At 44.7% G+C, this 25717-nt stretch carries 22 protein-coding genes and 1 pseudogene; 14 read left to right on the top strand and 9 right to left on the bottom strand.

Features of this window, described 5'->3' with window-relative positions:
* Positions 1–320: 320 nt before the first annotated feature.
* Positions 321–2018: a cholesterol oxidase substrate-binding domain-containing protein gene (locus Xbed_RS10275; protein ID WP_086112836.1), complete on the bottom strand. Its 1698-nt coding sequence runs from the start codon at positions 2016–2018 to the stop codon at positions 321–323.
* A 580-nt stretch (positions 2019–2598) separates the two neighbouring features.
* Here Xbed_RS10275 and syd point away from each other — a divergent pair.
* The 4 genes from syd (at position 2599) to Xbed_RS10255 (ending at position 5227) form a co-directional block, all read left to right on the top strand.
* The gene (syd, locus tag Xbed_RS10270) at positions 2599–3150 is read left to right on the top strand and encodes a SecY-interacting protein (RefSeq protein ID WP_086112835.1); all 552 of its coding nucleotides are present in this window, start codon (positions 2599–2601) and stop codon (positions 3148–3150) included.
* A gap of 514 nt (positions 3151–3664) precedes the next feature.
* Positions 3665–3991: a YqcC family protein gene (locus tag Xbed_RS10265; RefSeq protein ID WP_086112834.1), complete on the top strand. Its 327-nt coding sequence runs from the start codon at positions 3665–3667 to the stop codon at positions 3989–3991.
* Position 3992: 1 nt separating this feature from the next.
* The gene (truC, locus tag Xbed_RS10260; protein ID WP_086112833.1) at positions 3993–4745 is read left to right on the top strand and encodes a tRNA pseudouridine(65) synthase TruC; all 753 of its coding nucleotides are present in this window, start codon (positions 3993–3995) and stop codon (positions 4743–4745) included.
* A 35-nt stretch (positions 4746–4780) separates the two neighbouring features.
* Positions 4781–5227 carry a flavodoxin gene (locus Xbed_RS10255; RefSeq protein WP_086112832.1) on the top strand — a complete coding sequence of 149 codons (447 nt, stop codon included), beginning with the start codon at positions 4781–4783 and terminating at the stop codon, positions 5225–5227.
* Between the two features lie 67 nt (positions 5228–5294).
* Here Xbed_RS10255 and Xbed_RS10250 read toward each other — a convergent pair whose 3' ends face one another.
* Positions 5295–5681 carry a DUF3461 family protein gene (locus Xbed_RS10250; protein ID WP_086112831.1) on the bottom strand — a complete coding sequence of 129 codons (387 nt, stop codon included), beginning with the start codon at positions 5679–5681 and terminating at the stop codon, positions 5295–5297.
* A gap of 271 nt (positions 5682–5952) precedes the next feature.
* On the opposite strand from Xbed_RS10250, the gene Xbed_RS10245 reads away from it, so the two are divergent.
* Positions 5953–6588, top strand: a complete 636-nt coding sequence (locus Xbed_RS10245; protein WP_086112830.1) for a hypothetical protein — start codon at positions 5953–5955, stop codon at positions 6586–6588.
* A 117-nt stretch (positions 6589–6705) separates the two neighbouring features.
* Here the strand turns inward: Xbed_RS10245 and dapD are convergent, their stop codons facing one another.
* Together dapD and glnD are read right to left on the bottom strand one after the other, a co-directional pair.
* Positions 6706–7530, bottom strand: a complete 825-nt coding sequence (gene dapD / locus Xbed_RS10240; protein ID WP_086112829.1) for a 2,3,4,5-tetrahydropyridine-2,6-dicarboxylate N-succinyltransferase — start codon at positions 7528–7530, stop codon at positions 6706–6708.
* A 37-nt stretch (positions 7531–7567) separates the two neighbouring features.
* Positions 7568–10222 carry a bifunctional uridylyltransferase/uridylyl-removing protein GlnD gene (gene glnD / locus Xbed_RS10235; protein WP_086112828.1) on the bottom strand — a complete coding sequence of 885 codons (2655 nt, stop codon included), beginning with the start codon at positions 10220–10222 and terminating at the stop codon, positions 7568–7570.
* Here glnD and Xbed_RS19720 point away from each other — a divergent pair, their 5' ends adjacent.
* On the top strand, positions 10223–10393 hold the full coding sequence (locus tag Xbed_RS19720; protein ID WP_167371895.1) for a hypothetical protein: 171 nt from the start codon (positions 10223–10225) through the stop codon (positions 10391–10393). It abuts the gene before it with no gap.
* A gap of 178 nt (positions 10394–10571) precedes the next feature.
* Here Xbed_RS19720 and Xbed_RS10230 read toward each other — a convergent pair whose 3' ends face one another.
* From Xbed_RS10230 to map, 5 genes and pseudogenes are all read right to left on the bottom strand, one after another.
* Positions 10572–11324 (bottom strand): hypothetical protein, encoded by a 753-nt coding sequence (locus Xbed_RS10230; RefSeq protein WP_086112827.1) that lies wholly within the window; start codon positions 11322–11324, stop codon positions 10572–10574.
* A 5-nt stretch (positions 11325–11329) separates the two neighbouring features.
* Entirely contained in the window at positions 11330–13195 is a 1866-nt protein-coding gene (locus Xbed_RS10225; RefSeq protein ID WP_086112826.1) for a lipase family protein, read from the bottom strand.
* Between the two features lie 12 nt (positions 13196–13207).
* A complete protein-coding gene (locus tag Xbed_RS10220; RefSeq protein ID WP_244182461.1) occupies positions 13208–13993 on the bottom strand; it encodes a DUF4123 domain-containing protein in 786 nt (261 codons plus the stop codon).
* Positions 13990–16016 (bottom strand): annotated as a pseudogene (locus Xbed_RS10215) (type VI secretion system Vgr family protein). Before Xbed_RS10215 ends, Xbed_RS10220 begins: the two are co-directional and overlap by 4 nt.
* A 466-nt stretch (positions 16017–16482) precedes the next feature.
* On the bottom strand, positions 16483–17280 hold the full coding sequence (map, locus tag Xbed_RS10210) for a type I methionyl aminopeptidase (RefSeq protein ID WP_086112825.1): 798 nt from the start codon (positions 17278–17280) through the stop codon (positions 16483–16485).
* 384 nt (positions 17281–17664) lie between these two features.
* Here map and rpsB point away from each other — a divergent pair, with 384 nt between their 5' ends.
* The 8 genes from rpsB (at position 17665) to rseP (ending at position 25689) form a co-directional block, all read left to right on the top strand.
* Positions 17665–18390, top strand: coding sequence for a 30S ribosomal protein S2 (gene rpsB, locus Xbed_RS10205; RefSeq protein WP_086112824.1), 726 nt, complete (start codon positions 17665–17667; stop codon positions 18388–18390).
* A gap of 168 nt (positions 18391–18558) precedes the next feature.
* Positions 18559–19416: a translation elongation factor Ts gene (gene tsf / locus Xbed_RS10200; protein WP_086112823.1), complete on the top strand. Its 858-nt coding sequence runs from the start codon at positions 18559–18561 to the stop codon at positions 19414–19416.
* A gap of 145 nt (positions 19417–19561) precedes the next feature.
* Positions 19562–20290 (top strand): UMP kinase, encoded by a 729-nt coding sequence (gene pyrH / locus Xbed_RS10195; protein ID WP_086112822.1) that lies wholly within the window; start codon positions 19562–19564, stop codon positions 20288–20290.
* A 159-nt stretch (positions 20291–20449) separates the two neighbouring features.
* A complete protein-coding gene (frr, locus tag Xbed_RS10190) occupies positions 20450–21007 on the top strand; it encodes a ribosome recycling factor (protein WP_086112821.1) in 558 nt (185 codons plus the stop codon).
* Between the two features lie 177 nt (positions 21008–21184).
* Positions 21185–22381, top strand: a complete 1197-nt coding sequence (ispC, locus tag Xbed_RS10185; RefSeq protein ID WP_086112820.1) for a 1-deoxy-D-xylulose-5-phosphate reductoisomerase — start codon at positions 21185–21187, stop codon at positions 22379–22381.
* A gap of 380 nt (positions 22382–22761) precedes the next feature.
* The gene (uppS, locus tag Xbed_RS10180; RefSeq protein ID WP_244182464.1) at positions 22762–23454 is read left to right on the top strand and encodes a polyprenyl diphosphate synthase; all 693 of its coding nucleotides are present in this window, start codon (positions 22762–22764) and stop codon (positions 23452–23454) included.
* 9 nt (positions 23455–23463) lie between these two features.
* Positions 23464–24327, top strand: a complete 864-nt coding sequence (gene cdsA, locus Xbed_RS10175) for a phosphatidate cytidylyltransferase (protein WP_086112818.1) — start codon at positions 23464–23466, stop codon at positions 24325–24327.
* Positions 24328–24333: 6 nt separating this feature from the next.
* Positions 24334–25689: a sigma E protease regulator RseP gene (gene rseP, locus Xbed_RS10170; protein WP_208612227.1), complete on the top strand. Its 1356-nt coding sequence runs from the start codon at positions 24334–24336 to the stop codon at positions 25687–25689.
* Positions 25690–25717: the final 28 nt, after the last annotated feature.

Raw genomic sequence — 25717 nt, 5'->3', positions numbered from 1 at the left:
GGAAAGTTTGGTAAGTCATATTTTGGTTCAGTAATTATATCTTCTTGTGAGTAATTAGGATCTTCCAGAATGGAATTAGGTGAATGCATTATTCGTTGCCTTAATGTTTTTTTATGGGAATTAAGGTTTTAATACAAATTTGAAATTAAATCTATTTATTGATGCGTTGTTTGGTAATGGATTGTCTGGTGATGGATCGTTTGTTAATGGATCGTTTGTTGCAGAAATCAAAAAGGTCGCCGAACATTTAATTAAGATGCTACTAATATTATTTGATAAATAGTAAATATAAAATATACCTACTATTTATCAGAATGATTTTAAACGGAAAATAATTTATCTAATAATGGTGTTCTAAATAGGTGATAGGGATCGTATTTATTCAGTAAAGAAACGGTAGAAGCCCAATTATTAGTCGTAGGCTGACCCTCATTGAATGAGGAAGGAATGATTTTTGTCAGTACTTCTTCATGTTCCCATGCTGCATTTTTACTGTATGCCCAACCTTTGCTCCATTCAACGCGGGCTGATGCATAGTCGCCATTAAATTGTTTAAATAACCATTGCTCAAATTTATGGAGAAATTCAGTGGCATATTTCGTTCCCGGAAAGGTTAATATATCGATCCAAACAGCAACATCCCACTCAGGCTTATCGGGTCGGGGACGAAGAGGGGACAGGCTGGGAACGCTGGCACCTTCATGCGTTACCTCAGAGGGAACATCCAATCCGGTCACTCTCACCTCGAGAGGGCCGTTGATGGGGTATTTTCCGTCCGCTGTAAATTCTTTCAACAAAGTTAGCCATTGAGTATGAAATACACTCAGGACTCGTTGAATATCAGCGCGGCGTGTCAAGACCGCATAACCATTTGCAGTCACACGCAGTGTGGTGGGTTTGACATACAGCAACAGGTTTTTACTCCAACCCCAGATATCTTTTCTAAAAAAGCATAAACAAATTTTTATATAGTGATATTGGGCTTTACCGAGGGTTGGTGTGAGTGATGGAAGCCAATTCAGGATGGTTTTGAGTGATTTTGATACAAAATCAGGGACGTTATCGGAAAATGGGTAGTTATAAGGATGGGTAACTTCTTCGCTGGAGCGGGATTTTTCGGGGGCAAGGCTCCAGACTTTTAGCCAGGGTTTTTCTGTAAATGGAAATAAAATCACTTCAACCCGCCCATTTTTATCCAGAAAATGACTCACATTCTGTTGATCTTCTCCTTCTTTGTCTTGTGAAAAGGCAAATAATTCAGTGGCCGGAATATGGGTAAAACTCTCGCACCGCATACGTTGATTTTTTCCTGCCTGTAATTGCACTTCCAGGATTAGGGCACTTCCTAAATGAGTGAGCAGGGGGGCACAATCTGATTCCGTTCGCTGAAAATGCTTAAGGATATATTGCTTACTGTCTTCGTCCCACACCACGGCAGAGAGAGCCAGGAGAGTATTGCTCAGGGAACCATAAACGTGGCCTGGCTCATTCTTTTCATCACGAGCTTTAATGGCGGTTCCATGCCCACCAATGGCTAAAACACCCCCCAGGGTTAAATCTCCGGGAGCCGGAGTTGCGGTAAAGCCAAGCCCTTGCTCTTCCATCTGGCTCATTAAGGCTTCCATCAGTACGCCTGTTTGCGCCTTGACGATGGAAAATGGAGAGGAATGTTCAATATGGATCTGAGTAAAATGTGGTTGTAAATCCATTAACATAATATTCTTGGGTGGATCCGCTTTCGGTTTCAGTATTAAAGGAGACCAGTTATGTGATTGCCCGATGGGTCTTATTCTGTACTTTTGTTTCCAGGCCCAATTGACGACGGCAAGCACTTGATCAACAGAGTTGGGTATGCAACATGGGACTTGAGCCACTTTAATTTCCTGTGACCAATTGCTAAAGTTTCGATATTCCCATTTTACATCTTTAGGGAAGTTGATTAAGTCATTCACCGATTGGGTAAAGATATTTTTACTGGATGGCGTATTTTCTTTTTTTCTTGCATTTGCTGTGTTCATAAGTTGATATCCTTAAGAGTGTGGTTTATTTTGTTTTTTTAATTTCAGTTTTTGGGTCGAATGAATTGAACATTAATGATGTAAGATTAATGATATTTAATTGGAAAATGTTTTTGTGTTGATTGGCTGAATAATATTTATTATAGTCTGAGTTCTTCTACGCGAAAGGAACAAGGCCAAATATTTACTCGGTGAAACCTGGATGATCGTTCTTTTTAGTAGGGTGATTGGTTTGTTTTTACTTTGCGGTGTTATAAATACAGGGATTATTTTATTGAAATTAAATCAATAATATTGATTGTCCATGAGTTTAATCGGCAATATTAAAAATTAAATATGGGCGCATGATGAATTTTAGAATTTATTGGAATAGGTTTTAAGTATTCAGATAAGGATAAGTCATATCAACATTTTTTCATGAAAATGGTAATATCATTCCCTCGTTGTTATTTTGCTAAAAAATGGTTAGGAATAAGTAGGATAACATTCTATACCCAAGGGATTTCAAGATGCCGGCCAACAAAGCGGCAACGTGAAAGACGACGGGGATAACCCTGAAAATGACGGATGACATAACCCTATGACCTTTAATGTGACCAAGACACTTTCTGACTTTACCCAACGTTATGTTGAATTGTGGCAGGAGAAAACCGGGCTTCCCCCCGCCAGCAGTGATCTGTATGGCATCCCTTCACCCTGTATTGAACGTACCGGAGAGGGTGTCGTGCACTGGCTTCCCCGGCCGTTTTCTGCCACAGAAAAACTCAAGAAGGTAGAAACGGCGCTGGAGATCAGTTTGCAGAATTCTATCCACGATTATTATGTCACACAGTTTGCGGGTGATATGGCTGCCAGTTTTGAAGGGCGGAATTTCAGTTTGATTCAGGTATGGAGTGAAGATGATTTTATTCGGTTGCAGGAAAATTTGATTGGTCATCTCGTCACACAAAAGCGGTTAAAACTTTCACCAACCGTATTTATTGGCACCACTGACTCTGATATGGGTCTGATTTCTCTATGTAATTTGACGGGTCAGGTCGTTTTTGAACAGTTCGGCAGCAAAGAGAGAACAACATTATCTGCAAATTTGACCCGTTTCCTTTCGGCTCTCACCCCCGTTATGCACAGTTAATTGCAGATATTGATTTGATTTTTTGTAAGAGATATCTCACAGGATGCGTGAGATATCTCTTTTAATCATGGCGTGAATGTTTTTGGTAGATATAATTTCTATTTTATATCAATTGGATACGGTCTGTTATTGATACATCCCTTTTAATCATCTCACTGACTATTCCTGTGCGGTAGCTTGTTCGAAGAGCCTGAATCGTAGATCCTTTCACTGTTCCGTTAGGAGCCACAGCAAAACAATAACCAGGGAATAAACCCACCAGGAAGGGGGGTCAAGGATAACAGACAAGGACGTATTTTTGTCATGGAATGAACAGGGAGTGGTCTATTGATTTAGCAAGGATTGCTATGATAGCCAATCTAAGAGGAGAGATTTTAATCTCTCCTCTTTTTTTGCTTTCTTTTTTCTTATCGCAAGTTTTCCGCTGAAATCGTATCAATGATACTCTTACGTTCCAACGACGTGGTGGCAGCTTTTGTCATCTGAGCCACAGTTAAGCATCAGACGAAAAATCATGAGTATCGAAAAACACATTTTACATCAATTACAGCTTATTGAAGCTACCATGAAAACGGTAGGTTTATGGCAGAATTATCCTCCTAAACCAGAAGCCTTTGAAAGCACCCAGCCTTTTTCCATTGATACGATGTCAGCGGAAGAGTGGCTCCAGTGGGTGTTAATCCCAAGAATGCAGGCTTTAATAGAACAAAAAGCCAACCTGCCGACGTCATTCGCTATCGCACCGTATTTTGAGGAATCTTATAAAGAAAAAACAGAATGTTATTTGCCTTTGCTTGAACACTTGCGGGCACTGGACAACCTGTTTACGCAGGATACTTAATATGTTGGATATTATTTATCAGGATGAACATATTGTTGCAGTTAATAAACCTGCGGGTTGGTTAGTTCATCGTAGTTGGTTGGCTCGCCATGAAACCGTTTTTGTGATGCAGACGCTGCGCGATCAAATTGGGCAGCATGTTTTTCCTGTCCATCGTTTGGACAGACCCACATCCGGCGTTTTGTTAATGGCACTTTCCAGTGAAGTCGCCAGAACACTTGCACAACAATTTGAATTCCATGAGATACAAAAAACGTATCACGCCGTTGTGCGGGGTTATGTTGAAGGCGATGATATTATCGACTACGCCCTGATGGAACAGTTGGACAAAATTGCGGATAAATTTGCTGATACTGACCGGGAAGCACAATCAGCAATGACGCACTACCGTTCACTGGCAACCGTTGAGTGTCCGGTTGAAATAGGACGCTACCCAACATCCCGTTTCAGCCTGTTGGAACTGACGCCAAAAACGGGTCGTAAACATCAATTGCGGCGGCATATGGCGCATATTCGGCACCCCATTATCGGGGATACCTCCCACGGCGATTTGCGACAAAATCGCGGAGTTGCTAAATATTATCAGACGGGCAGATTAATGTTACATGCCAGCCATCTTCAACTTAAGCATCCGATGACAGGAGAAGATCTGTTTTTAACGGCCCGCTGGGAACCCTCGTGGCAGCATTTGATGGAACAATTTGGCTGGCAGGGCATTGTACCTGCTCTGGAATGTCTAACGATTCATGAGTGAAGACAGTATCAAACCGATTAAAGAGATCAATATTTATGGCAAAGATTGGTATTTTCGTTGGTACGGTTTATGGCAATGCGCTGGCGGTTGCGGAAGAAGCCCAGCAGATCCTTGAACAGCAAGGACATGAGACTGAAGTCTTTGAAGAGGCTACTTTGGAACAATGGCAAGCGTATCTGGAACAGATTGTTTTAGTGGTGATTTCGACGACAGGACAAGGCGACTTGCCCGATAATATCCAGCCGCTCTATGCAGAGCTGAACGATAAGTTGGGTTATCAGCCTGATTTGCATTATGGCGTGATTGCACTGGGTGACAGTAGTTACGACACTTTCTGCGGCGGTGGCCATACTTTTGATGAACTGTTACAGGAGCAGGGAGCGAAACGAATCGGTGATATGCTTCTGATTGATGCCATTGAGGTGGCTGAACCTGAAGTCTTTGCCCAAAACTGGATTGAGGACTGGGGGAATCGGCTGTAGGAAAGTGTCTTGTCACACCGCTTATTCCGTTACTTTGATAAGCGGTGTGGTGACATGGCTGACGTGATTACTTACGGGTCAGCTTTTCCAAATCAGCTTCGATTTCAGCAATCTTATTGGCAACGACATGTTCGAGATGGCGCAAATCGTCGAGGATCTTGTGTTTCAAATCCACTTCGATCTGGTCATGTTTACAAATTTGATCCAGCTCTTCGATCACATAACGCAGGTTGGTGTTGATCTCTTTGATTTCTTTGTAACCTTGCACGGCATGATCGTCAGGGATGGTTTTCAACTGGCGTGGATACTTAAATTTAACGCTTTTGGCGAAGAACTCACCTTTATCTTTGCGGAAATAAATCTTCAGAATATCGTTATTTGCTTCCTGACGGAGGCTATAGCGATCAATATCTTCAGGATGTGTGATCCCCAAACTTTTCAAGTTATCGTACATAGCGCATCACCTAGTTACCTGAGTGAAATGGAAAGGGCAAAAGAATAGTGGATTTATTATCCATTTCGTCATCGTTAAAAGTCAAACGGTTAATGGTTATTGAGAGGATATTGCCTGAAACAGGTTAATTGTCAGTAGGAAAATAGAACAACAAAGTAATACGTTTTCTTATTGAACTTAAGATTCAATCAATCTAAGATTTCTCCAAGAAGTATTTATCAGTTTGATAACTGTGTTACCTATTCTAGGTAAATAGAGTTGAGAGGAATGCATGCCAAAAAGATTGGTAGATCCTGATAAGATTAATGAAGTTTTTGCTCATTTGAACGAAAGCTCAGATAATCATGCTCTCTATGTCTCACTCATGGGCGGGACAGATATCACAAACCAGATAAAAGGGTTAGCACTTTCTCCCGGTTATCGCATGGTTCGTGTTGATGGCCGATTGGAGGAGTGGATTAGTCAGTCCCATTTTGAGTTAGCTCTGATTAATGATGTCTCTAAAGAGGTTGTTTATTATAACAGAGTGGTTATACAGCCTGATGTTGTATTAAATTGCCGCCCTGTAACGCAAATTCTTGTTTGGCGCATTAGGACAGTGCAACATCGAGCTGTTCTACGTGATTTGGCTGGTAAGGTGTTCTTTGATTACTTAATTGAACGGTACAATGTCATTGTATCGGATATGAACCAAACGACTGATGGTATGGCTTTTTGGCAGGATCGGATGTATGACGCACTGGCATACAATATGTATGTTTACGCTTATGATATGGTTTCCTGCGAGTTGCGTAAAATTCTGACCCAAGATGATGTTAGTCGCCAAGAAGTTTGGTTATGGGGAGATCCTGAACATCACCAGAATAGATTGGCAATCATTTCTAAATATGAGCTACCTATCCAGTAGTATTGTTTCGGCAATTTAGTTTCAATATATGAAAAATGGCTCTTCCTGAATCTCATTATGCGGCTATACATTTATATAACCGCATAGTCATTCTGTGAACTTATTGATGAAATATCGTTAGTCAATATTTCTCAACAGTTCATTAATCCCCACTTTGCCACGGGTCTTGGCATCAACTTTTTTCACAATAACAGCGCAATACAGGCTGTAGCTGCCATCTTTCGAAGGCAAATTACCGGATACCACAACAGAACCCGCTGGCACGCGGCCATAATGAATTTCGCCGGTCTCTCTATCATAGATTTTGGTGCTCTGACCAATGTAAACCCCCATTGAGATGACCGATCCTTCTTCCACGATAACGCCTTCCACGATTTCAGAACGGGCACCGATAAAACAGTTGTCTTCAATGATGGTTGGATTGGCCTGCAATGGTTCCAGAACACCACCGATGCCAACGCCACCCGATAAATGCACGTTTTTACCGATTTGTGCACAGGAGCCGACGGTTGCCCAGGTATCCACCATGGTGCCTTCATCCACATAAGCGCCAAGGTTGACGTAAGATGGCATGAGCACAGTGTTGCGGGCGATATACGCGCCTTGACGGACAGCCGCAGGAGGCACGACGCGGAATCCTTCTTTTTCGAAACGCGCCTGATCATAATCAGCAAATTTCATGGGGACTTTGTCGAAATAGCGACTCTCAGCACCTTCCATCACTTGATTGTCATTAATGCGGAAGGAAAGCAATACGGCTTTTTTCAGCCATTGGTGAGTGACCCATTGGCCGTCGATCTTTTCAGCAACGCGCAATGTGCCGTTGTCGAGCATTTGGATCACTTGATTAATGGTATTGCGGGTCGCTTCATCAACAGTGGCAGGTGTGATGTTGACGCGGTTTTCAAATGCATTTTCGATAGTAGCTTGTAATTGCTGCATAATTATGCGGTTCCTAATTTCTGTTAAGAGAATTTTGTTATAGTTTATCCCGTGTGTTGAGGGCCTCTGTCAACCTTTCTGATAATTCATCCCGGATTTTTTTATGTAATGCGTTTTGATCTTTATCTGCCAGCACAAAAAAGTCTTCAACACGTTCACCAATGGTCGTAATACGGGCACCGTGTAGGGAAACCCCCAACTCAGCGAAAATATTGCCTACCCGTGCCAGTAATCCGGGCTGATCCAGCGCAACTAATTCCATATGGGTACGGCGAACATTTTTCGTGGGTAGAAAGTTGACTTTGGTCGGGACGTTAAAATGGCGTAATTTAGCGGGCAGATTACGCGCTTTTGGTGCCTTAGGGTGAGGGTCGTTCACGACTTTCAGTAAAGCCCGCCGGATAGGTTCGTGGCGATCCAGGGCCAGTGGATGACCGTTAGGTTCCAATACCACAAAGGTATCCATTGCCATCTCATCACGATTCGTAAAGATTTGGGCATCGTGGACACTTAAGTTACGTCGGTCTAATTCTCCGACCACCGCAGCGAAAAGAGAAGGCCGATCCTGGCACCAAATAAAAATCTCCGTGCCACCGTGGGAAAATGCAGTGCTGATCAGAACCATGGGTTCTGGGGATTGTTGGTGGATGAGATGGCTGGCATGCCATGCCAATTGATCAGGCGTATGGCGCAAGAAATAATCTGCATGGCAGCGATTCCAGATGTGATGTAATCGCTGTTCATCAATATTTTCCTGCCGCAGCAGAGCCAATGCCTGTAATCGATTGTTACGGACACGTTCCCGCAAGTCAGGGGTATTCTGGATGCCTTGGCGTAACTGAGTTTCTGTGGCGAAGTAGAGTTCCCGTATCAGGCTTTGTTTCCAGCTATTCCAGAGTTTGGCATTGGTGGCACAAATATCGGCAACCGTCAGGCAGACCAAATGATTCAGGCGGTTTTGATTTTTGACCACACTGGCAAATTGCTGGATAACGTCAGGATCTTGAATATCCCGCCGCTGGGCAGTCACTGACATCAGCAAATGGTCGCGAACCAGCCATTCGACTAATTCTGCTTCGCGGTTCGTCAAACCATGCTGTTGTGCGAACAAGAACGCATCTTTGGCGCCAAGCTCAGAATGATCGCCATTACGCCCTTTGGCAATATCATGGAAAAAAGCGGCCAGCCGCAATAATTCCGGTTGAGGAAGGCGTGGATAAAGTTCGACACACAGGGGATGGATCACACGATTGTTTTCGTCAGCGAAACTTTCCAGTTTTTGCAGTACCCGAATGGTGTGTTCGTCAACGGTATAAGCATGAAAAAGGTCAAATTGCATCTGGCCGACAATATTGCTCCAATAGGGCAAATAAGCCCCCAGCACACTATGGTGGTGCATCGGGAGCAACGCCCTGCCGACTGCATGGGGATGACGCAGGATATCCATGAAAATCTTTCGTGCTTCGGGGAATTCACACAAGGGTGTTGTCAGGTTTCTGCGGGCAAAGCGAAGCTGGCGCAATGTGGTGGAGTAAATGCCCTTAATTTCACGATGTTCAGCCATGTGATAAAACATTCTCAACATTGAAGTGGGATCACGGCTAAACAGGGTTTCATCGATCAAGTCGATAAGATTTCCCCGCAATTGGAATTCAGCGTTCAAGGGGCGCGGTTTTTCATTGGGCTGCAATGCCAAAATCGCCTCATCAAACAGTTGCAGCAACATGTTATTCAGCTCACTGACACGACGGGTCATGCGATAGAAATCTTTCATCATCCGTTCGACTGGCTGATTGCGTTCACCTTCATAGCCGAGCAGTTGGGCGATATTGAACTGGCGCTCAAACAGCAGCCGATTATCATAACGAGTGACGACCAAATGAAGTGCAAAACGGATACGCCAGAGAAAACCCTGGCATTCATTCAACTCATTACGTTCTTCTTGGGTCAAAAAGCCAAAATCAGCCATCTCATCTAATGATGTCGCCCCAAAATGGCGGTGAGCGACCCAAAGTAATGTATGAATATCGCGTAATCCTCCCGGACTGCTTTTGACATCGGGCTCCAGATTGTAACTGGTGCTGTGATAGCGTTGATGGCGCGCTTGCTGTTCAGCGAGCTTGGCCGAGAAAAATTGGGCAGATGGCCAAAAATCATCACTGAAAATGGATTGCTGCAAGCGGAGAAATAGGGGCAAGTCTCCACAAATTAAGCGTGCTTCAATGAGATTTGTGGCGATAGTCAGGTCGGAAAGCCCTTTTTGCCTGCACTCTTCGAATGTTCTGACGCTATGACCGACTTCCAGACGGATATCCCAGAGTAGGGTAATGAATTTCCCGATACCGGCGGATTGTTCTTCACTCAATGGGGATTCACTGAGGATCAATAGGTCAATGTCAGAGAGAGGGTGTAACTCGCGGCGGCCGTAGCCACCCACTGCAATTAGCGATACGGAGGCTATCCGGTCAAATCCGTGTTCTTGCCATAAGCGTTTCAAAAGCTGATCAATATAGTCACTGCGGGCGTAAATCAGGGCATCTGGAGAAATTCCCGCCTTGAATGCCTGTTCAAGCCATAGCTGAAATTCCTCTATATGCTGTTTCAAGGCAGGAAGTTGAAAGTCATTGTGGAGAAACTCCATCGGAGAAAGAGGAGGAATGGGCGCTTGTGCTAAGGAGATATCGACTGGCATATGCGGAAACCTATTATGAGAGAGCGGTGGTCTGAACAGGCGTTATTGGTAGAAAGAAAAGCCTTTGTGGAGACAGTTTATGTACAAGGGCATCGTTTATCAATGGATGAGTTCAGGTTTGTCGGGGCGGGAATTTCTCGTTTTTGCTGCCAGCCAATAATCGATGGCTGAGATTCGTCTAACAATGAGTCCGATAGTCATATCACTCTGTTTTCAGTTACCCTGTCAGACATAAAGCGAATGGTAATAGTATTACGTGCCAAAATTTCATCATGATTTTTTATTCCTGACAAGGAACCTTGATATCCTTATCTTAGTTCCTGACTTTGCGATCATGCCTAATAATGGCTTATTTCCATTGAGGTTCGTTATTTATTCTCCAATAATCAATGGAATCTCTGTTGAGATCGATTTTTCCATCGGGATATTCAACTCTTGATGGTTCTTTTCCGCTGGGGACAATGATTTTAGTGATTTTTGATTCATCTAACTTTGGATTGTAATAAATATATCCATTCGTTTTTTTTGATAGGGATATTTTTTGTTCACCTTCACCATTAGGCTTAACAAAAAACACTCTTGTATATTCTCCTTTAAATTCTTTATAAACGGGATAAAGTATGGAAGTATAGTTAATCGTGTTATTTTTTTTATCTCCTATATAATCGACATTAAATTTAATCATTTTTCCTGTGCTAATCTGAACATTTTTATCACTGATTTTTTTTTCATCATATTCAAGTCCTATTTGAATAGAACTTAATTTCCAGTCGCACCACCCTCTTCCATTAACAGGGATTTTTGTTTCCAGTCCATTGTTTTTATAGTGTTTTATTTCCCACTCAATCTCTCTTCTTCTGTATTTTTTTCCGCTAGGAAGAAAATCTGAATCTAATTGTATTGTTGAGCATTTACTAGATAAGTATTCCGCAAAAATTTTGGGTTCAGTATTATGTGGTGGAATACTTGATATGATAATAGATTGTCCACCACTTTGTGGATTAAGTGGAAAGTATTTATCAATTTGTGAGTCTACGATTTCACTGCATCCTGATAGGAATGGTATGATTGTAAAAATAAATGCAAATTTTATTTTATCCATGATAATTAGTCCTTTTTGGATTTTTCGTTATATGAAAAATAAGCAAAAGCTCGTTTCCCTGATTCACTTTCTTGACTAGAAGATAAACGTAAACCAATTTTTTGTTCCAACTTTAAAAAATACTGATAGTTGAAATATTCCTCTTTTAACTCATTTTTTTGTTTATGCATTTTATCTTTAAAATTCTGCATTTTTTCTTTATAAAATATATTTTTCTCATTAATGCATAATGAAACGATCTTTTCTTTTATAAAATCAACATAAGCTCCACTAAAATGGTGCAATATGTTTTTTGATGTTGATTTATTAGGTTGTCTGTTATTTGGAAAGAAATTTTCAATTGCTGAGTCGTCAGGTAATAATGATGGAACCAAATAAAAATTAAACTCTACTTTTTCGGCAATATTTATTGGGGAGTTTATATTTGCAGTGGAGCCATATATAATCTCTCCTTTATATAAATGGACAGTTTTTCCTTGATGTAAAAACAAATCATTTTCTTTTACTTTATCCATACTATTACTGAGTATTGCTGCGGGTGTCAAAATCCTTAGAGATGTTTTGAAAGGCGCAATTTTATGAACTATTGGAGAATCTAATGCTTCTACGGCATAACCCAAGTAATCCCAACCATTTTCAAAGTAATAATTATTCATGTCTTTTTCGAAAGGTACACCAGGAACTAGATCATTTTGATTAATATGACGATAATGAATAATGTCCTGGATTTCTATTATTGCACTGTAAGTGAATACCCTAGGCATACCATAAGTATATAAACATGGATTATATTCTTTTAGTTGTACACTATGAATTAATGCTAATGCCCCTCCTAAGCTATGACCACAAACAAATATTTTTCTATCTTTTGCCAGTTCTTTTGTGTCTTTAAAAACACTGGTTTTTTTTGTGGTTGTTTTTTCCACTCCAACCCAAAAAGCTTTCCAAAAACCATCATGTACCCTACCTTTTCCAATGAAATCATTGGGTAGTTTAGTCGGTTTAAAATTTAAATCAGTAATAACACCATCTGTAAAACTAGCTGTACCTCGCCAACTGATAATCAATTCCTTGTTGTTCGCAACATAAAACATTTGTGTATCTAGATTATCACCAGTATCAATAAACTCTACGACTATATAACGATCCCTGAAAGGGGCATCATACACAATGGGCTGGAAATCCTTTTTTTCAATTCGATTAGGTAAACAAGATAAATCAAGGAGTTGCTCTTTAAAGAAATGAAAGACAGAACCACTATACTCTTTTGTATCTTCATCACCATTGTTTGTTCCATTAGCATAAGCTAGAACAGACATTAGTCCCTGATTATACGCATTGACCAGCGAATATTCCGGTTGATGATGCAATAGCAACACCCAGGTTCGGAAAGGACAGACTTCCAATACCCAGCGTTCATTCATAAATACGGCACGAAATCCTTTAGTGTCCTGATCGGGGAAGTGATATTTCGGGGGCGTTTCTTCTTCCCAATCTTTAATTTCTGGAATGCGATCACAAAGATCGCCAATTTTAACATAGCGATAGGAATGCCCCTGCGCTTTGGCATCATGTCTCACCTTCGAACCCAGAGCTCCGCGCACGGTTCTTAATGGCCTGAGTTCCATTTCATCCGCGAGTTTCTGTCCATCAATCCAGAGCCTCACCGGTGTCGGAGGCAGGGTTTCCTCCCGCAAGAGTCCCTCACCATCGGTCATGCCAGTACGAATATCTTTTTTATTGCCCTGACTTATCAGTTTATAAGGCATTCCCGCCAGTGGCTTGCCCTGTTCATCCACCAGTTGAAATTCAATCCAGTGTTTCAGTGTTTTTTGACAATCAATGCAATCCATAGGTTCCAATTGACTCATTTTATTGCTTCCTTAGTTGTCCGAAATGGCGGTAAGTTGGGGATTAGTGGCAATAAACTGCTGAGCTGTTAATTTATTAATGCTATAGCGTTCACTCCTCATCTGTTTTAACCATCCGACGAGACTGTTTTGCAACTGGCCTTCCGGTTCATCCAGCTTGAGTGCCAGTTCGGCATGGTCTTCCCAGAGTTGGCAATGAAGGGCATAAGCCAAATTATACAAAGCTGAATCGGTCGAATAACGCGCTTCAATCAAATGGTCGCCAAGCACAAAGAGATTTCTCTTTAATTCCTGAGGGCAATTTTCAGGCCGGTAATAACAGTGCGGTTCAGGGGTGTCTATCATCAGTTCATTGACGGGAGTCAGGAGTTCACGCCAGTCACCCGGCGTTAAGACAGGCAGCAGCGGCGTGAAAATACGGTTATCCATCAAACGCAAAACCACCACTTGGTCGCGCAGCAGCACTTGTTGGTGTAAGCGCCAGTGTTCTAACTGAAATGACCACGGTAAGGTGCTGCGATAGGCCCAACCCCAGCTTTCATCGCTGAGTGCGTGTTTATCCAGCAGTAAGGCCAGTTCCGGCAGACGATTGGCTTTGGGTTTGATAAGCCACGGGCTTTGCGCCAGCATGGCATTCATTGGCGTGCCGCTGTAGAGCGGAAAAGCCTGTTCTGTCCAGTCATTGACATAGAAGAGCTGGACTGGGTCAGGTTTCGCCAGGCTGTTGACCAGAAAATAACACTCTCCGCTGTCCTGACGTGACAGCCACGTTTGCCAATCGAGATTTTCCATCATCATGCGTTGTCTTCTCCGGTGATCACCCAATTTTCCTCTTGCTGTGCCAGAATGGCGCAAGGGGGCTTGGCAGCAAATGTCATTTCCGTCAGCGGCGTCACCGCCGGCAACGGCTCTACCCCCTCTGGTAATTGCAACGCAATCCCACGCCCGCTGCCGCCTGAGCCTTGCCCGACATTCATCGGGGAACAGAGAATGCCGCCCGGCGTGACTTTGAGAAAACTGCCGCCCACTTTCAGGGTGATTTCCGACGCGGCTTCCAGCACCACTTTGCCGCCGCTTTTCAGGTGGATTTCCTGCCCGCTGTCAATCACCGTGGCATCGCCGGTCTGGAGATGCTGGCTGCCGGCTATCCGGTGCGAGACGTCGCCGTCGGTGGTGATTTTGCGCGAACCGGCGACCTGATGATGGTCATCGGCGCGGATGTCGTGGTAACGATTGTTGTCGATGCGGCTCTTCTGGTCGTGTTGGATATGCCAGTGCACATCGTTTTCGATATGCGCCGTAAAGTCTTTCTGGCCGTGGATATAAACTTCCTCGCTGCCTTTCGCATCCTCAAAGCGCAGTTCGTTAAACCCTTTCCCCTTGTGGGTTTTGGTCTTAAAGGTGGTGCGGGTTTTGGCCGCCGGCAAATCCAGCGGCGGGCGGTTCAGGTCGTTATAGACACAACCGGTGACGATTGGCCGGTCGATATCGCCGTTGAGGTAGGAGATAATCACTTCCTGCCCGATACGCGGGATGGCCATAAAGCCAAAGCCGTTGCCGTTCCAGCCCTGAGCCACCCGCACCCAGCACGATGCCCCGTCATTGGGTCATAACGGTTCCAGTGAAAATGCACCTTGATGGCCCCGTTTTTATTGACGAAAATTTCCTCGCCGGCCGGCCCGACCACCATCGCGGTTTCATCGCCATCCGCCAGCGGTTTGTAGTGAAACGGCGGGCGCCAGTCGGCAAGACCGTCGATAAAGCTGAAATCGTTGCTGAGTGTGGTGCCTTCACCGGCATCGTGCCCGAATGCCTGCGGGCAGCGGCCATAATGATGGATGCCGACAATCTGCCAGCGGGCATTGAACGGGGCGTGGGGATGCTCTTTTATCTCGAAGATTTTGCCCGGCATCAGTTTGATGCAGTTGCTGCGCCCGCTGCCGCTTTGCTTCTGGTTATCCAGCGCTTCCTGGCGGTATTTCAGGAACGGTTTGGCGGCGGCATCTTTCTGGAAACGCCCGTAGCTTTCGAACACGGTATAGGGGGTCTGGCTGCCGAAATCGCGGAAACCGTCGCTGCTGTGCATATGGGAGAGGTGATAGCGCGGGCTGTCCGGGTTGTAATCTTTGTGCAGGCTGCGTTGCGGACTCATGCCGACGCCCAGACTGACCTGATAAATGGTATCCAGCCCGTGGGCGGTGTCCGGTTGCGGGTTGTACTGCAACGGCAGGCCGGCGGTCATCCCCAGATGGCTGTCACTGAAAAACAGCGTCTCATCCTCAAACCAAAAACTAATCCCCTCTTCGGCGGCCAGCCGGCTGAAAAAGGCGTAGTCAGATTCGCGTTTCTGGGTCATGTATTCCCGATCCTGATGCGGGTCGTAGAGTTTGGAGTCTGCCCGTACCCGGTGTTTTTTCAGCAGTTCATTTAACAGGTCAGGAGCCTTTTTCTGATGATAAATCCGGCTGTCCTGATTGAGGGTCAGGCGCCAGAGGTCAGGCCGGACGGTAAAGGCGTACCAGGTCTGGTTGCCATCGGTGCCGGTCCAGTCGGCATGGGAGATAATGCCGGTGATTTTGCGCTGCTCTTTTTCCCCGTCAAAAATGTGCAGTACCGCTTCCTGCATCAGCAGCGAGGCCAAATCCATCTCCGGCGGCTTTTTGAACCGGTTATGCGGGCAGACCAGCGTCAGGTTGAGGGTAAACAGCTCAGACAGCCCTTCCTGAAGGGAAAATTCCCCCACGCTGAACGGGGTGTCAGGCAGGCCGGCGATCCGAAAAACAAAACGTAACCCGCTTTTTGCGGTGGGCGGAATGGTCATTGTTGTCGCTCCTCGTTGTTATTGTTTTTTTATTTTTTCATTGTATTTTTTCTAATGTGTTGATTGATGATTAATCGGCAATTTATAGCTAAAATTTATATAAAATGCATATTCAATCAGCAGGGGCGGTTTATTGTACATGCTTATCAATCACTATTATTAATGTGATTCAATTTTTTGGTGATTTAAGAAAAGTCTGAATGGTTGTGTTAGCGGTGGCTAAGAGGGAATTGAGGCAGATGCGGAACTCGGTCACTTCCGAACAATAATAGGGCTGTTTTGAACAGCAAAAAATGGGGGGATTTATCAGGAGCTATGGGGGATCTTTATCGCGTACACTCTGATGCGCAGAGGAACAGCAGGTTGAGCCGCTCGGGCTTAAATGTGCTGTCTTAGGGGTTGTGATAAAGCCCAACTTAATATTGGGCTTTTGCTATTCTGTTTTCCGCTTATTTTCAGCAGGCTGTTATGCGTTAATCAGTACCGCTGAAATATGTGACTCTTCTTCTTTGCGCCATGTCATGATTTCACAACCCTTGTCGGTCACGACAAGGGTATGCTCATATTGCGCGGACCAGCCACGATCTTTGGTTTTCACCGTCCAGCCATCTTTCATGGTGCGGATGCGGAAATCGCCGGCATTGACCATCGGTTCAATGGTGAATGCCATGCCTTTTTGCAGTACAACACCGCCATCATCCGCATCATAATGTAGAACGTGCGGCTCTTCGTGGAAGACTCTACCGATACCGTGACCGCAGTATTCGCGGACAACGGAATAATCCTGACTTTCCACAAATTGCTGAATGGCCTTGCCAATGGTACGCAGACGGATGCCGGGTTTAACCATTTTCAGGGCAAGGTACAGGCTTTCCTGTGTCACACGGCACAGGCGTTCACCCTGAATGGTGGGTTTGCCGACGATGAACATTTTGGAGGTATCGCCGTGGAATTCATCTTTGATGACAGTAACATCAATGTTGACGATATCACCCCCTTTCAGCACTTTGTCATCACTCGGAATTCCGTGGCAAATAACGTCATTGACGGAAATACAGACGGATTTTGGGAAGCCGTGATAACCCAGACAGGCAGAAACAGCCTGTTGGTTTTCGGTAATGTGTTTGTGACAGATGCGATCAAGTTCACCTGTAGTGACACCCGCCTTAATGTAAGGTTCGATCATTTCCAGAACTTCGGCTGCCAGACGTCCGGCAACACGCATTTTCTGAATGTCTTCTTCTGTTTTGATAGAAATAGCCATGAAATGGGTCCATTTAAGTCGGAAAATCACCGACCACTTGATATTAACGAAGGAAAAATGCTGTCGTTAATGGTATCAGCCCACCGAATGTCTGCCAATAACTGTTGGCTGGCTGTCGACCAGAAAGCTGTAACAAATGTTGGAGTATGATGGCGATTTGTGGTATAAAGCGCGCCGGTATTCTGTGTAATTGTTTCTGACGTGATGCGATTTGCAAGGGTACTAAATAAACTCATTATGTGTAAATAACACACACAGATCGGCACATGCACCGGGGTGCTCTCATGCGGTTAACTCAATTTGATATGAATAACCCGCAGTCAAAGAGTCGGTGTTATGGGATCTGTGGAGGCATAACCCCAATTAACTTTATAGAGGTCTAAAATGGCAACTGTTTCCATGCGCGATATGCTGCAAGCGGGCGTTCACTTCGGTCACCAGACTCGTTACTGGAACCCAAAAATGAAACCTTTCATCTTTGGTGCTCGTAACAAAGTTCATATCATCAACCTGGAAAAAACTGTTCCAATGTTCAACGATGCACTGGCAGAGCTGAACAAGATTGCTTCCCGTAAAGGTAAGATTCTGTTTGTTGGTACAAAACGTGCTGCTAGCGAAGCAGTAAAAGAATCAGCACTGAGCTGTGACCAATACTTCGTTAACCACCGCTGGTTAGGTGGTATGCTGACTAACTGGAAAACAGTTCGTCAGTCAATCAAGCGTCTGAAAGAGCTGGAAGTTCAGTCTCAGGACGGTACTTTTGACAAGCTGACCAAGAAAGAAGCTCTGATGCGTTCTCGTGAGCTTGGCAAACTGGAAAACAGCCTGGGCGGTATCAAAGACATGGGCGGCCTGCCTGATGCTCTGTTTGTTATCGATGCTGAACACGAACATATTGCTATCAAAGAAGCAAACAACCTGGGTATCCCAGTATTCGCTATCGTTGATACTAACTCTGATCCAGACGGTGTTGATTTCATCATCCCTGGTAACGACGATGCAATCCGTGCAGTAAAACTGTATCTGACCGCTGCAGCTACCGCTGTTCGTGAAGGTCGTTCTCAAGATCTGGCTGTTCAGGCTGAAGAAGGTCTTGTAGACGCTGAATAATAAGGCATGCTCAGTTATTTTTGAGCCCTTATTGACCAGGTATTGAAATATATTGGTTAGGGGGGCCTGTTATGGCCCCCCTTTACATATCTGATATAGAACTATTCTGATATAGAACTATCCCCGCGGAATATTATCTCCCGCGAGACACATCGAGGAATAAAACAAATGGCTGACATTACCGCTGCTCTGGTAAAAGAACTGCGTGAGCGTACTGGCGCAGGCATGATGGAATGTAAAAAAGCACTGGTTGAAGCAAATGGTGATATCGAGCTGGCTATCGATAACATGCGTAAATCAGGTCAGGCAAAAGCGGCTAAGAAAGCAGGCCGTGTTGCTGCTGAAGGCGTTATCCTGACTGAAGTTGCTGCTGATGCTAAATTCGCAGGTATTGTTGAACTGAACTGTGAAACTGACTTTGTTGCTAAAGATGCTGGCTTCCTGGCGTTTGGTAAAGAAGTGATGGCTTCCGTAATGGCTGACAAAAACGCTGACATCGATGCACTGAAAGCTAAGTTCGAAGAACAGCGCGCTAATCTGGTAGCGAAAATCGGTGAAAACATCAACATCCGTCGCGTTGAAATTCTGGAAGGCGAAGCGGTAGGTTCTTACCTGCACGGCGCTCGTATCGGTGTTCTGGTTGCTGCTGAAGGCGCAAACGAAGAGCTGATCAAACACGTTGCTATGCACGTTGCTGCAAGCAAACCAGAATATGTGAACCCAACTGACGTTCCGGCTGACGTTGTTGAGCGTGAGCATCAGATCCAGCTGGACATCGCAATGCAGTCTGGCAAGCCTCGCGAAATCGCAGAGAAAATGGTTTCTGGCCGTATGAACAAATTCACCGGCGAAATCTCTCTGACTGGTCAGAATTTCGTTATGGATCCAAGCAAATCTGTTGGCGACCTGCTGAAAGAAAATAATGCTAAAGTGATCAACTTCATCCGCTTCGAAGTGGGTGAAGGTATTGAGAAAGTTGAAGCTGATTTCGCGGCAGAAGTTGCTGCCATGAGCAAACAGTCTTAATTTTCTTAAACGGAGCCGCCGATTGGCGGTTCTGTTTTATCTCGACATGAATTTTACATCTGGGCTGAATAGAGCATGGATGTGCAGTGATTGAGTCAATCGTAATAAATCCCCAATAATCCTTATCTGCTTAGGACTGAACACCATGGCAACCAATGCAAAACCCGTATATCAGAGAATCCTGCTTAAGCTCAGTGGAGAAGCCCTGCAAGGCGAAGAAGGTTTTGGTATCGACGCTAGAGTCTTAGACCGCATGGCTCAGGAAATCAAAGAATTGGTTGAGCTGGGTATTCAGGTCGGTGTCGTTATTGGAGGAGGTAACCTGTTTCGTGGTGCCGGATTGGCACAGGCAGGAATGAACCGTGTAGTAGGCGACCACATGGGCATGTTGGCGACCGTGATGAACGGCTTGGCGATGCGGGATGCATTGCACCGCGCCTATGTGAACGCTCGTTTGATGTCCGCTATTCCATTGAATGGGGTGTGTGACAATTATAGCTGGGCTGAGGCGATCAGCTTACTGCGTCACGGTCGTGTTGTTATTTTCTCTGCGGGTACTGGCAACCCGTTCTTTACCACTGATTCCGCTGCCTGTCTGCGTGGCATTGAAATCGAAGCGGATGTTGTGTTAAAAGCGACTAAAGTTGATGGCGTTTACTCCGCTGATCCGGCAAAAGACCCTGAAGCGGTGCTCTACAGCGAGCTTGCATATCAGGACGTATTGGAGCGTGAATTGAAAGTGATGGATCTGGCGGCCTTTACGTTGGCTCGTGACCATAACCTGCCAATTCGTGTCTTTAATATGAATAAACCAGGCGCACTTCGTCGAGTTGTGATGGGAGAAAGTGAGGGTACGCTGATTTCTAACTCATAATGCTCAGAGACACCCGTGAAGTTTGACGGTATGATCAGCATCCTGATGCGCCAAATTAAATGACACAGGGCCACTTATTCATCAGCGTATTTGATTTGTCTATCTGCTAATTACGCGTATGTGGCTAAAAAAAATAAACATCTCCCAAGGGTTTATAACGTGATTAATGAAATTAAAAAAGACGCACAAGACCGCATGGAAAAAAGCGTCGAAGCACTGAAAAACCAAATCAACAAGATTCGTACTGGCCGTGCTTCTCCCAGCCTGTTGGATGGCATCAACGTTGAATATTATGGCGCTGCGACCCCATTGCGTCAGATTGCAAACGTCGTTGCAGAAGATGCCCGCACTTTAGCAATTACGGTATTTGACCGTTCTATGACTCCGGCTGTTGAAAAAGCCATTATGGCTTCTGATTTGGGGCTGAATCCCTCTTCTGCCGGAACCATTATCCGTGTTCCACTGCCCGCACTGACAGAAGAACGCCGTAAGGATCTCATCAAGGTTGTTCGTGGCGAAGCGGAACAGGGGCGTGTCTCTATCCGTAACATTCGTCGTGATGCCAACGACAAGGTCAAGGCATTGTTGAAAGATAAAGAAATCAGTGAAGATGAAGAACGTCGTTCACAGGACGACATTCAGAAACTGACTGATAACTTCATTAAGAAGGTTGATGAAGCACTGGCAAATAAAGAAACCGAATTGATGGATTTCTAATTGTCATTGCATGAATTCAGCTTATAGGAACAACGCCGCAATTTTGCGGCGTTGTTCTTATTCTTGTTCTTGGTATTACACTTCGTATCACATTTCTTTCTCAAGTGATGGACATCGCAATCTGTACCACTCAAACTATTACGATTTTAGATCAGTAGCATTATTCAGAGTATAAAAATGAAACGGTTAACTATTCTTGGCTCAACGGGTTCGATTGGGAAAAGTACGCTTGCTGTTGTCCGAAATAACCCAACAAAATTCAGCGTAGTCGCACTCGCAGCCGGGAAAAATATTGAAGTGATGGCACAACAGTGCCGGGAATTTAACCCTCAATATGCGGCGATGGCAGATGAACACTCAGCAAAGGCTCTGCGCCAGTTATTGCAGGAGCAGGGAAGTCAAACCGAAGTACTGTCCGGCAAAGAGGCTATTTGTGATTTAGCGGCACTGGAAGACGTCGATCAGGTCATGTCTGCCATTGTTGGGGTTGCAGGGTTGTTGCCGACATTGGCGGCTATCCGTAAGGGAAAACAAGTTCTGCTGGCCAATAAGGAATCGCTGATCACCAGCGGGCGTCTGTTTATGGATGCAGTCGCTCAGTACAAAGCGCAACTGTTACCCATCGATAGTGAACATAATGCCATTTTTCAAAGCCTGCCAGAGGCGGTTCAGCATAATCTTGGCAATGTTAATTTGAAAGATTACGGCATTTCCAGCATTATCCTGACGGGATCAGGTGGGCCGTTCCGCAAAACGCCCCTGGAAGTGCTGCCTGATGTCACGCCAGATGAAGCGTGTGCTCATCCTATTTGGTCAATGGGGCGTAAGATTTCTGTTGATTCTGCCACGATGATGAACAAAGGGCTGGAATACATCGAAGCACGTTACCTGTTCAATGCGTCTGCCGATGAAATGGAAGTCTTGCTGCATCCTCAATCCGTCATCCATTCAATGGTTCGCTATCAGGATGGCAGCATCATTGCACAGTTGGGAACACAGGATATGTGTACTCCAATCGCTTATGCCATGGCTTATCCCAACCGTATTCCATCTGGTGCAAAACCATTGGATTTTGCCGAACTGAGCAGGCTGACCTTCGAAGCCCTCGATTATCAACGTTACCCTTGTCTAAAATTAGCCATTGAGGCTTGTCATCAAGGACAGGCTGCAACAACGGCCCTGAATGCAGCTAATGAAGAAACCGTTGATGTTTTTTTGAAAGATGGAATCCGTTTCACAGATATCGCGGCAATCAATCGTCAGGTCGTCGAAAAATTACATTTATCTGAACCTCAAAGCATTGAAGAGGTCTTAGAAATCGATAATACAGCAAGAATCTTAGCGAGAGAAACCATCAGAATTTTTGCCAAATAGCGAGTTTTGTTAATAAGTATGTGTTTGTTTGCGTTTGGGCAAATGATATAGTTCGCGGGTACATTATAGTTGTTATAATAGCCGATTTAGTTTTGGTATCCGCGTTCTGCTAGTGCGTGCCAAAGACAAAGGCTTTCATTCAGGCCGTGCCAGAAATAGCCGTGGTAGCCGTGAGAGTAATTGACACGTAACACGGCTTTTTTATGTTTGGAATTTTGAATTCATTGAAAAGCCAGCTTATACCCCATGAATTTCAAGATGCCGCCAATAAGGCGGCAATTTGAAAGACGAAAGGTATCGTTATTTAAGGATTATTTTGAGTGATATCTCCCAGTGATAGTGACTCATTGCCAACGTTGCCCAGACATGTCGCCATCATTATGGATGGTAATGGTCGCTGGGCAAAAAAACGCGGCAAATTAAGAGTCTTTGGCCATCGTGCAGGCATTAAAGCTGTGCGGAGTGCCGTGAGTTTTTCAGTTAAACATAACATTGAATCATTGACTCTATATGCCTTCAGCAGTGAAAACTGGAATCGCCCACAGCAGGAAGTCAGTTCATTGATGGAGTTGTTTGTTTTTGCTCTTGATAATGAAGTAAAGAGCCTGCATAAACACAATGTGAAATTGTCTGTGATTGGTGATATTGGCCGTTTTAGCTCACGATTGCAGGAACGTATTCGCCGTTCAGTTGAATTGACCGCAGGCAATACCGGATTGCAGCTTAATATTGCCGCTAACTATGGCGGGCGTTGGGATTTGGTTCAGGGTATTAAGCAAATCGCTGAAAAAATTAACTCAAATGAACTGACTCTTGAAGAGATTAACGAGGTGACGGTTGGCAACTTTATCAATTTAAGTCAGCAGCCGGAAGTTGATCTGGTGATTAGAACCGGAGGCGAACATCGTATCAGTAATTTTCTGTTATGGCAGATCGCTTATGCAGAATTGTATTTTACCGATATACTTTGGCCTGATTTTGATGAAACTTCTTTTGAAGGTGCGATTAATGCCTTTGCCAAACGAGAACGCCGATTTGGCGGAACACCAGACGATGCCGAAGTGGGATCATAGGAGGAGAACTTGCTGAAGTACCGTCTTTTAACTACGTTGATATTGATTCCACTGGTTGTAGCAGCCCTGTTTTTCCTCCCCCCATCCGGATTCGGGTTGGTTGTGATTGCTGTTTCAGCGCTTGCTGCATGGGAATGGGGGCAATTTGCTGGCCTTTTCACTCAAGCTAAACGTATTACGCTGGCTGTGTTATTTGCCGTAGGATTATTGGCCTTACAATACTCTTTGTCGGATTTTTCTCATCTTATTGAAAAGCCACAAGTTGCATATCTGTTGTGGGCTGGTCTGCTTTGGTGGGGAGCTGCAATTTTATTGGTGATTACTTACCCTGCTTCTGCTTCCATCTGGAAATCATCGGTTGCTTTGCGTCTGCTATTTGGTGTTCTGACTATCGTGCCATTTTATTGTGGAATGATGGTACTCCGTACCCAAGGCTATGAAAACAATACCTATGATGGAGCGTGGTGGCTGCTGTATGTCATGTTGCTGGTCTGGGCTGCCGATTCAGGTGCGTATATTGTCGGTCGCACTATGGGTAAACATAAAATGGCGCCCAAAGTGTCACCGGGCAAGACACTTGAAGGACTGGTTGGCGGGCTGTTGACTGCTGCGCTGATTTCATGGCTGTTCAGTAAATTTGCTCCAGTACCTGCCATGCCGGAACACTTGTTGTTAATTTCTGCAATAGTCGTCATTGCCTCGGTTTTTGGTGATTTGACAGAAAGCATGTTCAAGCGGGAATCAGGGATCAAAGACAGCAGTCATTTAATTCCGGGGCATGGGGGTGTCATGGACAGGGTGGATAGCTTAACTGCGGCAATTCCTGTATTTGCTGGTCTGATAATGTTAATTTCTTCTGGATTTACTCTCTGAAGGTACATAATGGATATTCTCTGGAATCTGGCTGCATTTATTGTTGCGTTGGGTGTTCTCATCACCGTACATGAGTTTGGTCACTTTTGGGTTGCCAGACGATGCGGTATCCACGTTGAGCGCTTTTCCGTCGGGTTTGGTAAAGTGCTTTGGCGTCGCACAGATAAACAGGGAACAGAATACGTTATTGCCCTTATCCCCCTTGGGGGATATGTCAAAATGCTTGACGAGCGGGTGGGTGAAGTGCCCCCCGAACGGCGTCACATGGCATTCAATAATAAAACTATCGGCCAGCGTGCGGCAGTGATCAGCGCCGGGCCAATTGCAAACTTTGTTCTGGCAGTTCTCGCTTATTGGCTGGTTTTTGTGATTGGTGTGCCCTCTGTGCGCCCTGTAGTCCTGGATGTTAAGCCTGATTCCATTGCCGCACAGGCAAATATTTTGCCTGGAATGGAACTAAAAGCCGTTGATGGTATCGAAACTTCTGATTGGAATTCGGTGCGTCTTGCGATGGTGAGTAAAGTGGGTGGGGCATCGGTATCTGTGGATGTCACGCCACAGGATGCAAATGACAGTATCCAAAAGACATTAGATTTGCGGAGATGGGCATTCGACCCATCCAAACAGGATGTCCTGCTGTCTTTGGGCATAATGCCTGTTGTTCCGCGACTCAGCTCGCAAGTGGAGAAAGTTTACCCGGCTTCCCCCGCTGAAAAAGCGGGTTTACAGTCCGGAGACAGGATCGTGAAAGTCAATGGTCAGGATGTCGATGTCTGGCACACTTTTTCATCTTTTGTCAGAAAAAATCCCAATATTCCTCTAAAATTGGACGTTGCGAGGGCAGGTGGAAGGGTTTCCCTGACCCTGACTCCTGAGGTCAAAAAATTATCCAATGACCGTGAGGAAGGATTTGCTGGTACTGAACTTAAAGTAATCCCACTGGCGGATGAATATAAAATTATTCAACAATACGGACCTTTTTCTGCCCTTTATGCAGCAGGGGACAAGACCTGGCAATTGATGAAGCTGACTGTCAATATGACGGGGAAATTAATTGTCGGTGATGTGAAACTGAATAATTTAAGTGGTCCGATTTCCATTGCCAAAGGTGCCGGAGTATCAGCCGATTCTGGCTTGGTGTATTATTTGATGTTCTTGGCGCTGATTAGCGTTAATCTTGGGATCATTAACTTGTTCCCATTACCTGTACTAGATGGTGGACACTTGCTTTTCCTTGCAATCGAAAAAATCAAGGGAGGGCCAGTCTCCGAGCGTGTACAAGACTTCAGTTATCGCATTGGTGCTATATTGCTGGTGTTATTAATGGGGCTTGCACTTTTCAATGATTTCTCCCGCATTTAAGGCGGGGGACCGGTTAGGAAAACGCATA

The sequence above is a fragment of the Xenorhabdus beddingii genome (assembly GCF_002127545.1).
Lineage (GTDB): Bacteria > Pseudomonadota > Gammaproteobacteria > Enterobacterales > Enterobacteriaceae > Xenorhabdus > Xenorhabdus beddingii.
Note: the sequence above shows the minus strand (reverse complement) of the source record. Positions and strands in the feature narration are given on the sequence as shown.

Excerpts from the sequence above, each read along its gene's own strand:
- dapD (WP_086112829.1), bottom strand. The coding sequence starts at position 7,530 with ATGCAGCAATTACAAGCTACTATCGAAAATGCATTTGAAAACCGCGTC.
- Xbed_RS10250 (WP_086112831.1), bottom strand. The coding sequence starts at position 5,681 with ATGTACGATAACTTGAAAAGTTTGGGGATCACACATCCTGAAGATATT.
- Xbed_RS10275 (WP_086112836.1), bottom strand. The coding sequence starts at position 2,018 with ATGAACACAGCAAATGCAAGAAAAAAAGAAAATACGCCATCCAGTAAA.
- rpsB (WP_086112824.1), top strand. The coding sequence starts at position 17,665 with ATGGCAACTGTTTCCATGCGCGATATGCTGCAAGCGGGCGTTCACTTC.
- Xbed_RS10265 (WP_086112834.1), top strand. The coding sequence starts at position 3,665 with ATGAGTATCGAAAAACACATTTTACATCAATTACAGCTTATTGAAGCT.
- uppS (WP_244182464.1), top strand. The coding sequence starts at position 22,762 with ATGGATGGTAATGGTCGCTGGGCAAAAAAACGCGGCAAATTAAGAGTC.
- syd (WP_086112835.1), top strand. The coding sequence starts at position 2,599 with ATGACCTTTAATGTGACCAAGACACTTTCTGACTTTACCCAACGTTAT.
- Xbed_RS10225 (WP_086112826.1), bottom strand. The coding sequence starts at position 13,195 with ATGAGTCAATTGGAACCTATGGATTGCATTGATTGTCAAAAAACACTG.
- tsf (WP_086112823.1), top strand. The coding sequence starts at position 18,559 with ATGGCTGACATTACCGCTGCTCTGGTAAAAGAACTGCGTGAGCGTACT.
- ispC (WP_086112820.1), top strand. The coding sequence starts at position 21,185 with ATGAAACGGTTAACTATTCTTGGCTCAACGGGTTCGATTGGGAAAAGT.
- Xbed_RS10230 (WP_086112827.1), bottom strand. The coding sequence starts at position 11,324 with ATGGATAAAATAAAATTTGCATTTATTTTTACAATCATACCATTCCTA.
- Xbed_RS10245 (WP_086112830.1), top strand. The coding sequence starts at position 5,953 with ATGCCAAAAAGATTGGTAGATCCTGATAAGATTAATGAAGTTTTTGCT.
- truC (WP_086112833.1), top strand. The coding sequence starts at position 3,993 with ATGTTGGATATTATTTATCAGGATGAACATATTGTTGCAGTTAATAAA.
- map (WP_086112825.1), bottom strand. The coding sequence starts at position 17,280 with ATGGCTATTTCTATCAAAACAGAAGAAGACATTCAGAAAATGCGTGTT.
- Xbed_RS10220 (WP_244182461.1), bottom strand. The coding sequence starts at position 13,993 with ATGATGATGGAAAATCTCGATTGGCAAACGTGGCTGTCACGTCAGGAC.
- Xbed_RS10255 (WP_086112832.1), top strand. The coding sequence starts at position 4,781 with ATGGCAAAGATTGGTATTTTCGTTGGTACGGTTTATGGCAATGCGCTG.
- pyrH (WP_086112822.1), top strand. The coding sequence starts at position 19,562 with ATGGCAACCAATGCAAAACCCGTATATCAGAGAATCCTGCTTAAGCTC.
- glnD (WP_086112828.1), bottom strand. The coding sequence starts at position 10,222 with ATGCCAGTCGATATCTCCTTAGCACAAGCGCCCATTCCTCCTCTTTCT.
- Xbed_RS19720 (WP_167371895.1), top strand. The coding sequence starts at position 10,223 with ATGCGGAAACCTATTATGAGAGAGCGGTGGTCTGAACAGGCGTTATTG.